The sequence below is a fragment of the Psychromonas sp. MME1 genome, from assembly GCF_041080865.1.
Taxonomy (GTDB): domain Bacteria; phylum Pseudomonadota; class Gammaproteobacteria; order Enterobacterales; family Psychromonadaceae; genus Psychromonas.
Window position 1 is genome coordinate 176,818 of sequence record NZ_CP160906.1, and the last position, 16,793, is coordinate 193,610.

At 41.2% G+C, this 16,793-nt stretch carries 11 protein-coding genes; 3 read left to right on the forward strand and 8 right to left on the reverse strand.

Features of this window, described 5'->3' with window-relative positions:
• Positions 1-2 precede the first annotated feature (2 nt).
• A complete protein-coding gene (msrQ, locus tag AB2N10_RS00785; RefSeq protein WP_369434176.1) occupies positions 3-602 on the forward strand; it encodes a protein-methionine-sulfoxide reductase heme-binding subunit MsrQ in 600 nt (199 codons plus the stop codon).
• A gap of 962 nt (positions 603-1,564) precedes the next feature.
• Here msrQ and AB2N10_RS00790 read toward each other — a convergent pair.
• Complete coding sequence (locus tag AB2N10_RS00790; protein ID WP_369434177.1) at positions 1,565-5,557, reverse strand: trypsin-like serine protease; 3,993 nt, start codon at positions 5,555-5,557, stop codon at positions 1,565-1,567.
• 701 nt (positions 5,558-6,258) lie between these two features.
• On the opposite strand from AB2N10_RS00790, the gene AB2N10_RS00795 reads away from it, so the two are divergent.
• Positions 6,259-8,034: a choice-of-anchor I family protein gene (locus AB2N10_RS00795; RefSeq protein WP_354624665.1), complete on the forward strand. Its 1,776-nt coding sequence runs from the start codon at positions 6,259-6,261 to the stop codon at positions 8,032-8,034.
• 93 nt (positions 8,035-8,127) lie between these two features.
• Here AB2N10_RS00795 and panD read toward each other — a convergent pair whose 3' ends face one another.
• From panD to dksA, 7 genes are all read right to left on the reverse strand, one after another.
• Complete coding sequence (gene panD / locus AB2N10_RS00800) at positions 8,128-8,508, reverse strand: aspartate 1-decarboxylase (RefSeq protein ID WP_354624666.1); 381 nt, start codon at positions 8,506-8,508, stop codon at positions 8,128-8,130.
• A 72-nt stretch (positions 8,509-8,580) separates the two neighbouring features.
• Positions 8,581-9,432, reverse strand: coding sequence for a pantoate--beta-alanine ligase (gene panC, locus AB2N10_RS00805; protein WP_354624667.1), 852 nt, complete (start codon positions 9,430-9,432; stop codon positions 8,581-8,583).
• 15 nt (positions 9,433-9,447) lie between these two features.
• Positions 9,448-10,242 (reverse strand): 3-methyl-2-oxobutanoate hydroxymethyltransferase, encoded by a 795-nt coding sequence (gene panB / locus AB2N10_RS00810; RefSeq protein ID WP_354624668.1) that lies wholly within the window; start codon positions 10,240-10,242, stop codon positions 9,448-9,450.
• Positions 10,243-10,275: 33 nt separating this feature from the next.
• Positions 10,276-10,758 (reverse strand): 2-amino-4-hydroxy-6-hydroxymethyldihydropteridine diphosphokinase, encoded by a 483-nt coding sequence (folK, locus tag AB2N10_RS00815; protein ID WP_354624669.1) that lies wholly within the window; start codon positions 10,756-10,758, stop codon positions 10,276-10,278.
• The gene (pcnB, locus tag AB2N10_RS00820) at positions 10,751-12,133 is read right to left on the reverse strand and encodes a polynucleotide adenylyltransferase PcnB (protein ID WP_354624670.1); all 1,383 of its coding nucleotides are present in this window, start codon (positions 12,131-12,133) and stop codon (positions 10,751-10,753) included. Before pcnB ends, folK begins: the two co-directional genes overlap by 8 nt.
• A gap of 120 nt (positions 12,134-12,253) precedes the next feature.
• Positions 12,254-13,156, reverse strand: a complete 903-nt coding sequence (gene gluQRS / locus AB2N10_RS00825) for a tRNA glutamyl-Q(34) synthetase GluQRS (protein WP_354624671.1) — start codon at positions 13,154-13,156, stop codon at positions 12,254-12,256.
• A gap of 69 nt (positions 13,157-13,225) precedes the next feature.
• Entirely contained in the window at positions 13,226-13,675 is a 450-nt protein-coding gene (dksA, locus tag AB2N10_RS00830; protein WP_354624672.1) for an RNA polymerase-binding protein DksA, read from the reverse strand.
• Between the two features lie 449 nt (positions 13,676-14,124).
• On the opposite strand from dksA, the gene hrpB reads away from it, so the two are divergent.
• A complete protein-coding gene (gene hrpB / locus AB2N10_RS00835) occupies positions 14,125-16,632 on the forward strand; it encodes an ATP-dependent helicase HrpB (RefSeq protein ID WP_369434178.1) in 2,508 nt (835 codons plus the stop codon).
• Positions 16,633-16,793 lie beyond the last annotated feature (161 nt).

The window sequence follows — 16,793 nt, forward strand, 5'->3', positions numbered from 1 at the left end:
TTTTGACAATTAATCACAAAGAGATAATGAGCATTAAAATATTGATTCACCTTGCTGCACTGTTTGTCTTACTCTATTTAGCGCTGCTCATCGAACAGGGATCGTTGGGGGCTGATCCCGTTAAAGAGTTAATTCATTTTGTCGGTAAAACAGCCATGAATTTTCTACTGATCACTTTGGCAATAACTCCACTTGCCAAGCGATTTAAGCAACCTCTATTAATACAATTACGCCGTGTACTTGGATTATATAGCTTTGCTTGGGCATGTGTGCATCTACTCGCGTTTGTCTATTTAGAATTAAATTGGCAACTAGCACTTTTTGTCGATGAGGTTATTAAGCGTCCTTACATGACAGTGGGGGCGTTGGCATGGATTATTTTACTGCTTTTAAGTATTACCTCCGTCACCTTTATCCGTAAAAAAATGAAACGGGCGTGGCTAACACTGCATCGCTTTGTTTATTGGGCGGCGTTATTGGTGGTTATTCATTATTACTGGTCAGTAAAATCAGGACTAATTGAACCAGCGATTTATATCGCGATCTGTCTGTTTTTACTCGCACAACGCAAGGAATATTTTAAAAAATTACTACATATTTAACACTCTGATACCCGAGCAAGGTGCAATTTGAGATAATTATTGTTCACTTTTAGAGTGTTACAACGCAGAGCTGGTTTGTGAACTGGCAATCATTCATTTTTTTACTTTACATTCTTTAGCGATATTTGTTCTATTCACTGTGTATAACAAGAATTATTTTACGTAATAAAAGAACATGTAAGCGCTTTATAATTTGTTTCTGTGCGTTGTGTTGCCTTGTTTCGTAATTAATTTTCAAAAAAGCTTGAGTAAAAGTGTGATCTAGGTTACATTTGTCCTGTCCACTGAGGACGTTAACTAAAAATGATAAAAGGAAATTATTATGGATATTTTGTTTTTTTATGCAGGTCGCAATTTTTCAATATTTAACAGTGCGGAAGCCAACAGACGTGATTTTGATCCGACTTACTTTAGAAAATAATGAAAATTATTCCGGTTAGAGAAAACCGACCTTCAATAATAAATACAGAAGCGGGAGTCGTTCTTCCGCTTTTTTATGAGTCACTAAAGTAATTTAGTCTTACTTTAGGTTAGTTTCTTAGTTCTTCAACATTTCAAATGCTTCAATAAATTACCTCTTTCACTTTCATTCACCAAAAAATCAATTACGATATTGCCTCTCTTTTTGCAGGTCTGCAATTTATACCAATTCCGATAAATAGCTGATTATTTTACTGGTTAAAACAACTTACTGCTGCGTTGTAATTTTCGCAAAGGGAATAACCATTTACGTCAAATTACGCCTTGAATTAAGCTGTTTTTCCTACGCGAAATTTAAATCACATACTTACCGGAGTTGGTATTAGTTGCTGCTAATATGAATATTTTTATGGTATTCGGTCTTGCTAAAATAAATGCTAAGCGTCAGGTATAGAGCTACAAAAAAAGGGGGCTGTATTTTCATACAACATCCCCTTTGTGTTATTCAGTGTAGTGGTAAGGTAATTAAAATTACCCCATTTTTACACTTTAAACTTCATTCTGAAAAATAGAAGCGTTAACAGTAGTAATAAGTATTCCGTGGCACCACCAGCACTATTTTCAGTCGCTGTCTCTGCATTGTTTGCCAATGAACTTGCAGAACCTGCTTCGTCAGCAAGTGAATAATCAGCGTCATTAAAGTCTGTTATTTTGTTTGCGTAGCCAAATACTTCTACCTCCGCTAAGCTAAGGTAATTTTGGCCATTTAACTGCACGCGTACCGTATAGACATCATCGGAATAGATATTGATCTCTGTCTTGGTAATCGCCATACCTGGATGCTCCTCAGAGGCGAGTACATTACCGTCAATATCCAGTAAGTCCACGTGGAAGTTACTCAATCGATTGCTGCAACAGTCGGTGCGGTTCCAAAGGACGACTCTATTGACCTGATGCGCGCCACCCAAATCAACTTTCCACCAAGCTTGATGGTCATTAAGAGTATGCGTTAAAGAGGCCGAAGACCAGTTTCCGTCTGTATTACCATCCACTGCGCGTGATGCCGTAATATTCGAGTAATTCGACGATTGACTGGTACTCTTATGTAAAGCAATATTGGACTCGGTTTGGTCATAGCCACCACCCGGGTTGTTTTCACTCACGGTGCCATCGCCAACAAATACTTGTACTTCTGCTAAGATTAGCGCTCCTGTTCCATTTAACTGTACGCGGACTGCGTAGACTCCTGAGGCAGATAAATCAAATTCTGTTTTGACCCCCGCTGTCCCAGAGTGCTGTCTTGTTACAATTACATTGCCTTTGACATCCAATAAGTCGACGTGAAAATCAGTTAATTGGTCTGGATCAACATCGGTATTGTTCCAAATCACCACTTTATTAACCGTACTTGCACCATCTAGTGTAACTTTCCACCAAGCGTTAGCTTCACTATTGGTATGTCCCAGTGATACATAGCCCCATCTTCCGTCTGTATTACCGTCCACTACATACGATGATAGTGCATCGGCATAGGTCGATGATTGGCTGGTGTTTCTATACAAGGCTATATTGTCATCGGAGTCGGTTGGGTCATACCCCTCTTCGTAGCCAATGCCATTAATTAAGTCAGTTCCAATGACTTCTACTTCTGCTAAGCATAGGTAACCTTGTCTGTTTTTCTGCACACGTACCGCATGGACACCAATGCCTGATACGTCGATATCAGTCTTGCTACCCGCTGTGCCAGGATAATGTTTTGTTGCGATAACGTTATTATCAACATCGAGTAAATCGACGTTAAAGTCTGTTAAAAATTGCAGATAAGCTTCTTCAGTGCTATTCCAAAGCGTCACTTTATTAACCTTGCGCGCACCGCCAAGTTCAACTTTCCACCATGCATTCATATCGTTGCCTGTACGAGTAGTAGAGTAATCTCCCCAAATTCCACTGGTATTGCCATCTACAGCACGATCAGAAATTGCGCTAACACCATAAGTCGACGATTGGCTAGTCTCTCTACCTAAGGCAAGGTTGCTTGGTACCGTTGTGGACAAAATGTTTTCAGGTTGTTCGCTTTCGATAAAAGACATTTTATCAAGATTCGGACCACCGTTGCCTCCAGCAACCACTCTAATGGTATTATAGCCACTGACTAATGGAACGACGATTGACTCAGTATTCCAGGTCGACCAATTTGCCGTTCTCGCAAAATTCAGTGTACCGATAGTATTGCCATTGTGGATCACTTTACTTGGACGCCTACTGCTACCCGCTGCGTAGCGGAAGTCGAGTTGATAATCACCTGAATTGGAGACGTAAATATTATTCCATTCAAGATAACTTTCATTGCCGCCATAATCCATGAAGGCGGTGCCAGTATAACCAAATGCCCCCGTTCCTGAAGAGACGTTCCACCTACTCGTATAATCTTCTGCCTGATATTCCTGCGTATTAATACTATCATCACCGCCGTCGAATTGAGCTGCAAGGGCAACATCGTTTGCGGGCATTATTAATGTAGTGCTCTCTGAGAGTAAACTATCAATAGTAGGAGTACCTGATTTTACTAGCCATTCGACAAAATATTGGTCATAAGCCGGATTGGCATCAATGGCCACAGGTGTACCTGACGGATAATTACCACTGCCACTTCCCCCAATTACTTTCAGCGTGTAAAGCGGTTTGTTCTTGTACGTTGAGCTTAAGGTCACTGCATGTGCAGGCATTGTTAACGTAGTAATTTCGTCGGTTCTACTGGTGATAAGAGGATCACCCGACAATACAAACCATCGATCAAAAACCTTACCGTAAGGCGACTGGTTGGCCTGAATGGTTACTACATCACCCACTTTGTAATCGCCATTGAGACCGCCATTCTGTACTGTCAGTCTATAAGTCGGTTCTGATATTGGCTTATAGGTTGCAGTGATAGTGACAGGCAATGACTGCATCATTAAGTAACTGGTTGAAGCAGTGAGATCTAGATTCCAAGGATCCCCCGCATTCACAACCCATTTATCAAAGATTTTACCGGCAGGGGCTGTGTTGGCAGTGACGGTTAAAGTAGTGCCTGATAGATAAGTACCGCTGCCACTGCCATTGTTTACTTTCAGTGTCAGGTTTTTTAACGCCTTGTACATTGCCGTTACTTCTACCGCACTTGCTGGCATCGTAATGAAGGTGCTAAATTGGTTTATATTAGTTATCTGAGTATTACCGGAATTGACTACCCACCGATCAAACTCTTGACCATAGGGTGCCATGTGGGCTGTGATCAGAACACTTTCCCCCACTGTATAGCTAGCACTGCCACTGCCACTGTTTACAGTCAGATAATAATTTGACGACCCGACTTCTTTATAGGTTGCCGTTATCGTTACAGAAGTTGCTGGCATTGTTAAAGTCGTGGTTGATCCGCTGCTATTGGCTATTTGAGGGTTACCATTAGTTACGACCCAGTGGTCAAAGGCTTGACCCGCTGGCGCAGTATTGGCGTTAATCGTTACGTTTGTACCCGCAGCATAACTCGCACTGCCACTGCCATTGTTTACAGTCAGATAATAATTTGACGACCCGACTTCCTTATAGGTTGCCGTTACCGTTACAGAAGTTGCTGGCATTGTTAAAGTCGTGGTTGATCCGCTGTTATTGGCTATTTGAGGGTTACCATTAGTTACGACCCAGTGGTCAAAGACTTGACCCGCTGGCGCAGCATTGGCGTTAATCGTCACGTTTGTACCTACAGCGTAGCTATTACTACCACTGCCACCATTAACGGTGAGGGTGTAATTTATTGGTTGCGCACTACCTGTATATTGGTTGATCCAGCTTGTAAAGGTAGATACGCGAGTATAATAACCATATTGCCCAGGATCCGCACAACCATTACCGTGACTGACGATACCTATTTGAGTGCCGTTGCCTGTAAACAATGGGCCACCAGAATCACCTTGACAGGAATCTTTTCCGCCAGCGGCATAACCTGCGCAAAGCATGTTTTCGGTCGCATTACATACACTGCTAGATGCTATTGGCACATCTACTTTTAGTAAAATATCTGAAGCTGGACCGCCATGGTATATTGCTCCCCAACCGGTAACCGTAGCCATCGAGCCTGTGTTGGCACTGCCAAAACTAACGGATGGGTATATTGAATCTATCGGCAGATTGGTTTTGACAAGGGCTATATCATAACTACTATCAGTGGCATAATTAGGGTGTGGTATTTTTTCAACGATAGTAAGGCGTTGAGTTCCATTCGTATCGTTTTTATTGTAAAGCCCCATCACCGCAGAGTCGAGGTAAGCGACACAGTGGGCTGCTGTTAAAATATAATAACGACTGACCACCGATCCCCCACAGAGATGATATCCACCATTCTGTAGAGAGACCATAAACGGGAACTCTCCAGGACTCGCCTGCTGACCACCAACGATTTTGGCGAGCATCTGTTTATCTTCGATGGGCATTAGGTCTGAGCCCGTTGCACCGGCATTGGTGGTAAAAAGGCTAAACAGAAAAGTAAATAGGATCAAAAAATAATCTTTTGCATCCTAGATATTTTCTGTTTAAATAAAAATACACTATCCATTTATAAACTTCCTTATCAAATATTTTAATGTAATCCTGAAAAAGATCGACGCTTAATCAGAAATGTCATTCAACATTAAATGACCACGACCATACCAGAATTTAAAATCCCGGTATTTCATAGACATCGAGTGATTGTCTCGATGGCTCCGTAGAGATGATTGATTGGTCATTAATAAAAAGAGATTAATGACGAGCCTTGTTTCAAATTTCAGATATGAAATATTTTTGAAACCCAATTGACAAATTACTTGCATGAAACAAAAATAACTGTCAATCAATAATCATCAATGCAAAATAATTAAATCATATAAGTGTCATTTGAAAACGAGAGAAAGCGCTTACTTTTTTATTTATGATTGTTATATTTATGTAACAATGGGAGCTAACTATCTTTTTGTATCGTTTTTATTGATTAAATTTCTACCGAAAACTTATCGCTAAATTAATAAAACGGCTAGCGTTGTGTCTTGCTGCACACTTTGTAAAATTAATATTGACAAGGGGGTATATTTGATTTGTTATTTTTTCTTTTGTTGATGCTAAGTAATGATTTGCTCTATAAAAAGATTAACTTTTCAGTTTCATTTTCTTGTCATATTTGCCCTGTAAAAAGAAGCCACAATTACTTCTATTTGAGATACTTATGAAACTTAACTTACTGACTTCTATTATTCTATCTTCCTCGTTGATGGGGTGTCATTCTACGGATTCGTCGAATCAAGCTTCACATCAAACAATTAAATTAGTCGAGCAAGGTCGTTATCAATCGCATGTTTTTGATGAAAGTGCCGCTGAAATTGTCGCTTTTGATAAAAAATTACAACGTGCTTTTGTTGTTAATGCTGAGTCAGGGCAAGTCGATGTCTTAGATAGCGCGGATATTCGCGAGCCAAAATTATTAAATAGCCTTAATGTTGCCACCGATATTAAATCTCATTTTGATGCGTTTGCGGGAGCGGCGAATAGCGTTGATGTGTTCAATGGTTTGTTAGCCGTTGCCATCGAGGCTAAAAATAAAACTGACGCGGGCTGGGTGGCTTTTTACGATACGCAAACGTTAACTTTTATTAAAGCGCTGTATGTTGGTTCATTACCTGACATGTTAACATTTTCAGCAAATGGTAAACAGCTGGTGGTCGCCATTGAAGGGGAGCCTTCCGATAATAATTACGCTGTTGACCCGATTGGGGAAATTGCCATTATTGATATTGATTGGCAAGGTGGTGCATTGTCCACCGCTTTAACGCGTCTTAATTTTGAGCAGTTTAACCGTGCTGGTGACCGTTTTGGTGAGCTGCCTGATCAGCTTGTATTAAATGGTTTTAACGCATCTGTGGCGCAAGATTTAGAGCCTGAATATGTGGCGATTAATAAAGATAGCAGTAAAGCTTATGTGAGTTTACAAGAAAATAATGCGATTGCGGTGATTTCTCTGACCGAGAAAAAGATTGAAAAAATTATTGCACTCGGTTTTAAAGATCATCTACAGCCGGGTAATGAGTTAGACGGCAATGATAAAGATGGACAGGCGATGTTAAAAAGTGAGCCTGCTTGGGGCATGTATCAGCCCGATTCGGTTGCGGTGGTGACGATGGCAGGAATAGACTATTTGATAACAGCCAATGAAGGTGATGATCGTAGTGACTGGATCAGCGACTTAAATCAGGCTGAATGTGAAGCTGGTCATTACTATTTTAATTTAGAAGATAAAGCTTGTGCCGATGATATTAAATTAAAAGATGCCTTGGATAGTAGGGTTTATAATCCATTGAGTGCGACTAATCGTCTCGATTTCAGTGAGTTTACTGAACTCGGTAGTCAAGCAGATGCTGTTAAACGTTTAAAATTCTCTTATTCTGCGACTAAACAGTTTGGCGATATTAATGGCGATGGAAAAATAGACAGGTTATTGACCTTTGGCGGCCGTTCATTCTCTATTTGGAATATGCAAACAGGAGAACTTACCTTTGACTCTGGCAGTGATTTTGAGCGTATTACGGCAGAAAAGTATGGCGCAAACTTTAATCAGACGCACAGCAAAAATAAAGCGGAAGATAGAAGCGCTAAAAAAGGTCCTGAGCCTGAAGCATTAACGACGGCGGTGATTGAAGGTAAAGCCTATGCCTTTATCGGTTTAGAGCGTATGGGGGGGATCATGGTGTACGATATCAGTGAACCCGCTCAAGCTAGGTTTGTTCAATATTTAAATAATCGAGATTTATCGCTGGACCCCAAAGATAATAGCGAGCTTAATGAACAGGGGAAAAAGATCTATGCGGTTGATGCGGGGGATTTAGGGCCTGAGGGAATGCGCTTTGTTGCCGCGCAAGATAGTCCAACGAATAGCCCAATATTAATTGTTGCCAATGAAGTTAGCGGTACAACTAGTTTTTATCGCATTGATACGACTCAGTTGTAGAAATCAGGGGGGGGTAAATAAAAAATCCGCAACTAGCCTGCTAATTGCGGATTTTTTTATAAGATTTATTAGTACTCTGTTAAACAGATTTAATTAAGCAACCTGTACGGGTACATCTTTACTTGTACGAACAACATTATTTTGTGCATCTAAGTACACTAAGCTGGGCTTATGTTGCGCAATTTCCGCATCATTTAGGCTTGCATAGGTACAGATGATAATACGATCGCCGACCGCTGCCATGCGAGCTGCTGCACCATTTAATGAAATCATTTTCGAGCCGCGTTCACCAACAATTGCGTAGGTTGAAAAGCGCGCGCCATTCTCAATGTTGTAAATCGTAATTTGCTCGTACTCTAAAATGCCAGCCTGATCAAGCAGATCTTGGTCAATAGCACATGAACCTTCGTAATTAAGTTCAGCATGAGTCACACGAGCTTGGTGAAGTTTGCCGGTTAGCATTGTTTTTTGCATACAAAAACCTTTCTATTTTGTGATAATTCGAGCAGGTTGCGACTATAAAGTAAAATGCTTAGCGGTGCAAATTTATACACAAGTCACAACGATATTATCAATTAAACGTGTTGAGCCTAAAAAAGCAGCCATAAGGATCACAACTTCTTTACTTTCCTCTGTCATTGGCTGTAGTGTGTGGCTATCAACAATATGAATAGCATCATTTTTAAAGCCCGCATTTTCTAGTTCAATGACCGCCTGCTCGATTAATGTTGTGTGTTCAACTTGTTGCTTTTGAACATCTATTGCGAGTTTATTCATCACCTTTGCCAGTAATGGAGCGATCTCTTTCTCTGCACTACTGAGTTTATTATTCCGTGAACTCATCGCCAAGCCCGTCGTTTCTCGCACTGTTGCCACTGGGATGATCTCAATCGGCATCGCTAAATCAGTGACCATTTGTTTAACAATCGCGAGTTGTTGAAAGTCTTTCTCACCAAAACAGGCAAAATCAGGCTGTACCAAGTTGAACAGTTTGTTAACGATGGTGGTCATCCCGCGAAAATGACCCGGGCGAAGTTCTCCCTCTAAACAGTCACTTAAAACGGGCACTTCGACATAGGTTTGTTTTTCTAAACCATTGGGGTAGATAACATCTGCTGTTGGAGTGAATACAATATCCACGTCTTGTGCTTCGAGTGCTTGTATATCTTCAGCGAGGGTTCTTGGGTAATTTTGTAAATCCTGTGCGTTATTAAATTGCATTGGATTAACGAAAATGCTGACAACGATAATGTCTGCTTTTTTCTTAGCCTCATCCACTAACTGTAAATGGCCTTGGTGTAAGTTGCCCATGGTAGGCACGAAGGCAACACTTTTCCCTTGTTGCTTCAATTGCTTTATCTTTTCCCGCAATTGTAAAGGATTCTCAATAGTCAGCATGTCGGTATTCTTTTTTTAGTAAAAACTGTGTTCAGCGGTAGGGAAAGTGCCGTTTTCCACCTGTTCTTTATAGAGTGCAACAGCTCGGCGAATATCACCGGTCTCAATTAAGAAATTTTTGGAAAATTTGGGGCAGAAGCCGGCTGAAATACCAAAGGCATCATGCATCACCAAAATTTGTCCATCGGTTTCATTGCCTGCACCAATACCAATAACGGGTATTTGCAATGCCTCACTGACACGCGCGGCCAGCGGAACGGGGACGCATTCTAATACTAAAAGTTGAACGCCTGCTTTTTCTAGTTGTAATGCATCTTTAATTAGTAAATCGGCTTGCTCTTCACTGCGCCCTTGTACTTTGTAACCACCAAAAACATTGACCGATTGTGGGGTTAGACCGAGATGTCCACATACGGGGATGCCTCGTTCGACTAAACCTTTTATGCTTGACGCAAGCCATTCTCCACCTTCTAATTTAACCATGTTGGCACCAGAGCGCATTAGGGTCGCTGCATTGCTATAGGTTTGCTCTGGTGTGGCATAACTCATAAAAGGTAAGTCTGCGATAATAAGTGCATTTTTTGCGGTACTGGCAACGGATTGGGTATGATATTTAATATCATCAACCGTCACGGGAAGTGTGGAATCATGCCCTTGAAGTACCATTCCTAATGAATCACCTATTAATAGTACTTGAATACCAGCTTGATCGAAAATGGCAGCAAAACTTGCATCATAAGCTGTAATACAGGTTATTTTTTGCTTGTTTTGTTTCATTTTTACTAAACCAGAAACGCTAATTTTAGCCATGATGACTCCTAAATAAGAAATGTATTTTATTTTCTATTCGTTAATGATGGTTAAGTTGTTTCTATCACATTGTTTTACTAATTGTGATAGCACACTACCATCGGGTAGTTGTAGATCTGCTGCTATTTCTAATAGGGGGTAAAGAACAAATTCACGTACTTTCATTCCATAATGCGGAACGGTTAGGCGCGCGTTATTTATCTGTTCATCGCCATACAATAAAATATCCAGATCTAAGGTGCGCGGTCCCCAGCGGTTTTCCTTGCGTACTCGTCCTTGTGTTTGTTCTATTGCTTGCAAGTTGTCTAATAATTCAAGTGCCGACAATTGCGTGTTAAGGTGCGCCACTGCATTCACGTAATCAGGCTGGTCTTGCGGTCCCATCGGCGTGCTACTGTAAAGCGAAGAAACCGTCACTAGCTCTGTGTTAGGCAGCGCTTTTAGTGCTTCAATAGCCTGTTTTATTTGCAAGATGGGCGTCGCTTGATTGCTACCTATACCGATATAACTATTCACTTTTATTTACCGTTTTGTCTGCACGTTTAGGCTTATGGTATCTACGTTTTTTAGGCCTTTTGTTTGCGTCAGGTTTATATTCAGTGGCCTTATTAATTTGCTGGCGACCGTGGTCATGCTCAGGCAATTTATTATGCAGTTGATACTCCTGCCACCAAGCGGTTAACTCTGCTAATTCAGTCGTCTGTTCGACTTTCGCTCGCAAGGATAAGAAATCGAAGGCCGCTCGGAATTTAATATGTTGATAAACGCGCTGTGCACGTTTTCCGCCAAAACGAGGTAAACGCAACTGTAGCATCCAAATATCACGAATTGTCGCCGTAAAACGTTTCGGGATAGCAATCGTTTTTACTTGAATATTGAGCACTTCATTCATGGCTAATAAAAAGGCGTCGTGATATTCAATGCCACTTTCAAAGCTCATCTCTTGCGCACGTTGCTCAAGCGGATACCATAACATAATGGCGTAAATATAGGCCGGGGTAACTCGCTGCCTTGCTTTTATGCGCGCATCACTGTCACGTAGTGCTTGCTCAATGATAGCGGTCGCTTTATCGTCTTCCCCATCTTTAAATAGAATGGGGAATAGCATCTGTAGTAGCTTGTATTCTTTTAATAGTCGGTAGGTTGTTAAACCATGTCCAGAAAGTAGCAATTTAATGACTTCATCAAAATGACGCGCTGCTGGAATATCTTGTAGAAGCGGTGCTAAACGTCGGATCGGCTCAGCACACTCTGTACTGATGGTTAGATCCAATTTTCCTGCAAAGCGGATCGCTCGTAGCATGCGCACGGGATCTTCTCGGTAACGTACTTCGGGATCGCCAATCAGCGTTAATTTTCGTTCTGCTAAATCGTCCATACCACCGCAGAAATCATAAAGGGCGAAGTCTGCTATATCATAGTAGAGGGCGTTAACGGTGAAGTCGCGTCGTTCTGCATCTTCCTCTAATGAGCCATAGACATTATCGCGGAGTAACATGCCTGCTTGAGATTGTTTAACTTTTTGTTTATCTTGGGCATGGTTGTCATCGTGATGACCACGGAAAGTGGCAACTTCAATGACTTCGCGTCCAAATAGAATATGAGCTAAGCGGAATCGGCGACCAATTAAGCGACAGTTACGAAATAAGGCTTTCACTTCTTCGGGGGTTGCATCTGTTGTGATATCGAAATCTTTTGGTTTCAAACCAAGTAGTAAATCGCGAACGCCACCGCCAACCAATAAGGCACGAAATCCGGCATTATGCAGTCGATACAGTACCTTTAGGGCATTTTCATCGATATTTTTGCGTGAGATAGAGTGTTGCTCACGTGGAATTTTGTATTGCTCTAACGTTGCCGTTGGTGTTTGCTTCTGTTGCTTGCTAAACACTTTTTTAACGAATGTAGTTAATCGTTTAATAACTTTATCCTCGAAGACTGCGATTCATGTAGCTTAAAAAAAATCAAGCGCTTATTTTATGTGCGTGGCTCATTAAAAACAAATTAATTTTTAAATTTGAATTTCTAACTGTTTTGTTATTTTCTGTAAAGACCAATTAGCAACGGCCGATTTTAGTATATTTTCACAACTGCTTACGTCTGTGTCCGCTGATACCGGGTTGCCGAGAAAGCTGAGTGCCTTAAGCAATGTGGGAATAGGATCTCTGCGGTCAATCGCTAGGGCATGATTTTGTTTGGATAATTTTTTACCCGGTGAGGTAACTGCAACGGGTAAATGAATATAGTTTGCTGCAGGTGCATCTAATAATTGGTATAAAGATAACTGCTTGCCCGTTGTCTCTAATAGGTCAGCGCCACGTACTATTTCTGTTATGCCCTGCTCAATATCATCGATGACAACAGCGAGATTATAAGCATATAGGCCATCTTTACGTTTAATAATAAAATCTTCTTCGGCTTGCCTTTTATTAAAGTGTACCTCGCCCTGCAGTTGATCATAAAAATAGCTAATAGGATGGGATAATTTACTTAAATTTATCCGTAAGGCATTATTTGTTATGGGTAAATTTTTTTCTCGGCATTGGCCAGAGTAGATGCCGCCCTGTTGCTTAATCATTTGTCGAGTGCAGCTACAACCATAACACATTGCTTGTTTATTAAGTTGTGAAAGAATCTCTTCATAGGCCTCACTGCGCTCGCTTTGATAAACAACCTTGCCATCCCAATGTAATCCATAGGCTTCTAAAGTCCGGAGAATATCATCACTTGCACCTGTGACTTCACGAGGTGGGTCGATATCTTCAATGCGCACATGCCAAAGGCCTTGTTGTGATTTGGCTTGTAAATAGCTACCTAGGGCGGCGATAAGAGAGCCAAAATGCAAACTTCCTGAAGGAGAGGGGGCAAAACGTCCTCGATAGCTTATTTTTGGGCTGGATAGGGAATGAGACAAAAGTTGATACCTTGTAAACAAATACGGTTAACCTAAAGCTAACCGTATTTTGGCATAGACTATTCGTGATTAACCAATAATTTGTTTTTCTTTAATTTCAGCTAATGTTTTGCAATCGATACATAAATCAGCAGTTGGGCGCGCTTCTAAGCGGCGAATACCAATTTCAATGCCACAAGATTCACAGTAACCAAAATCATCTTCTTCTATTTTTTTCAGTGTTTTAGATATTTTTTTAATTAAACGACGTTCACGGTCACGAGCACGTAACTCTAGGCTGAACTCTTCTTCTTGTGTTGCTCTGTCAACAGGATCAGGGAAGTTCGCTGCTTCATCTTTCATGTGATCAACGGTGCGGTCAACTTCTTCGCGCAGTTGTGTACGCCATGCTTCTAAAATTTTAGTAAAGTGCTGGCGTTGCGCTTTATCCATGTATTCTTCGCCGCTTTTTGCTGTATACGGCTCCACACCGGCAAGGGCTAAAATACCTAAAGTTTTTTTACTATCGTTAGTGGGCATTGAAAATTCCTTAATAAATGCTTAATCGCGTGAAGTTGCTGGCATCATTCAGTGGTAAATAGAATTAATATTGCAGAAAATTGCCATAAAATGACTCTGCTTATTTTTTGCGGCTATCTATAGCAAGTATTAACCACCTAGTCAAATTAAATGCATAATTAGGCATTAATTTGATCTGTTTTTATGTGAGAAGGCAAACATTAGATAATTGCCTTAACTTATTTTCTATTGGTTGATATTGCCGCGATGTCACCACTCAATTTTTATATTAGCAGCGCCTTGTAAATCTATTTTATTGATGATAAAACCGCTATTAATTCCCTCATTATATAGCTTATATCAAGCTTTGCCTCATTGAGGTGACGAAATCTACGTTAAGTTAGCGTAAGCTAGCCCGATATCGCATAGATACGAATTAATACCATTCACTTACTTAGGCTATTTTAGACGTGCTTCCGATCCATCATTTTATTACGCAAATACAGACAGAGCTTACTCAATCCAACGCATTGGTACTTCAGGCTGAGCCCGGTGCGGGTAAATCAACAGCTGTGCCATTGGCATTACTCGATGCGCCTTTTTTAGGTGGGAAAAAGATTATTTTATTAGAGCCGCGACGTGTCGCTGTTAAGTCGATCGCCTTCTATCTCGCGAAACAGTTGGGGGAAAGTGTCGGCCAACGCATTGGTTATCAGATTCGTAACGAGTGTAAGCGTTCTGCTAATACGCAGCTGGAAATTGTTACTGAGGGGGTATTAACGCGTCGTTTGCAAAAGGACCCAGAGTTGAGTGGGGTGGGGTTGATTATTTTTGATGAATTTCATGAGCGGTCAATTCATGCTGATTTAGCATTAATGTTAGCCTTGGAAGTGCAACAAGCCTATCGCGATGATTTAAAATTATTAGTCATGTCTGCGACGATAGATGCTGATTTACTTGCCAATTACCTGAATAACGCGCCGATTATTAGCTGCCCTGGGCGAACTTACCCCGTTGCCATTGACTATATCAATAATCCTACAACTTACCTTGAACAGCAAGTGATGCAGGCGCTGAGAGTTGTTTTAAATGAGATTAATATGGGCGATATATTAGTTTTTTTACCCGGGCAAGGGGAGATAAAACGGCTGTTAAAATTGGCTAAGGAGCAATTAGATTCGAACATCGAGTTCCTGCCATTATATGGCGCATTACCACTGGCACAGCAAGAGTTGGTGCTTAGTAAAACAGTTGAGCATCAACGTCGAGTGATATTTTCGACGAATATTGCTGAAACCAGTTTAACGATTACAGGTATTACTTGTGTCATTGATTCTGGTTTAGAAAAACAGTTAAATTTTGATGTTAAAAGCGGATTGTCTCGGCTAGATACAACGCATATATCTAAAGCGTCAGCCACACAACGAGCTGGGCGAGCCGGACGTTTACAAAATGGACGTTGTATTCGCCTATGGAGCGAAGCAAAACAGCATGGATTGCATGAATTTCAAGCCGAAGAGATCACCAATAAAGATTTAAGTAGTTTAGTGCTAGAGCTTTCTGCGTGGGGCGTGACGCAGTTTGATATGGTGAACTGGTTAACGCCTCCTCCTGAACATCACTTTGATGTCGCCTGCACGTTGAATCGATCATTGTCGCTAATGGCGGATCATAATAAGCTAACTCAGCAGGGGGAGTTGGCGCTAACAATGGGGCTAGAACCAAGATTAGCGAGTATGTTGCTGCACTGTGATTCAGCATCGCAACAACATGTCGCCTCTGTTTTGGCGGCATTATTGAGTGAGCGTGATATTTTATTCAATGCCGATAGCGCTGATATTATGGAGCGGGTGATCCTGTTTAATGACTATCTTAAGGATAGAAGAATAGCCAAGCAAAATCAGCGCATTAATATTCACGTATTAGATCAAGTTATCACCTTAGCGAGATCCTTTGCTAAATCGCTGCGCATAGCGATGTTACACGACCCCATGAGTTTGCCAGAATTGAATGCGCAGGTCGGCACCTTGTTACTAAGGGCATATCCTGACCGTCTAGCGAAAATACGCAATGTAAATAGTAATCGCTATTTGCTTGCCAATGGTCGCGGAGTGACGCTTCGTGAGGGTGACGCTTTGCAGGGGTCGCAGTGGCTTGTTGTCTGTGACTGCGATGGTAAAAATAAGGATGGTTACATTTATAGTGCAGCGACCGTTTCCATGGCGCAGATTAACAGTGTGCTGGCATCGTCGTTTAAGACAAATCACCATTACCTATTAGATGATAAAAAAGAGAAGGTGATTGGTAGAGAGCAATTACTTTATCACTCACTGCTGCTGCAAGAAAAAATAGTCAATACCATTCCTGAGAATGATTTTGTAAAATGCGTTGCTGATATTGTAAAGCAGGAGGGGCTTGGGTTTCTTAATTGGACGAAAAAATGTGCAGGGTGGTTAGCAAGGGCTGAGTGGCTAGGCGGCGTAATGGATAGCTTTCCGCCGATTAATGAGCGTTATTTAATGAATGAATTGGAAAACTGGTTTTTGCCTTACATTAGCCACATTAAAACGATTAAACAGCTGAGACAATATCATCTTATCGATTTACTGATGGCAACCTTAACTTGGCAGGAAAGGGAGATGTTAGAGAGCCATGCCCCTGAGTTCTATCAAGCCCCTAGTGGAAAATCGATTGCCATTCGCTACGATCCTCATCAAGGGCCGACAGTATCAGTTGTGTTACAGGAGATGTTTGGTCAGTTGTCTTCACCTAAATTAGCCAATAATAGCATAGCAATTCGCTTTGAATTACTTTCTCCTGCATCACGTCCGATTCAAACAACCAGTGATATAGCTAATTTCTGGTGCACCTCCTACTTTGATGTTGCCAAGGAGATGCGTGGACGATACCCGAAACATCGTTGGCCTGAAAAACCCCTCGAGGAACGCCCAGGGCGTTCGATTAAAGTTAGCAAATAACAGGCAATTAATTTTGTCTATGAAGTAGGCGATTAGGGGGATTTAAGGCGTCGCTATCACGATTTACTGTGCAAATTAGTAATTGTAGCAATATGCTTGTTACAATTGTGAACATAGGGATAAATGGGACGCTCTCTCGGTAATTTTTTGTCTATTAAAGC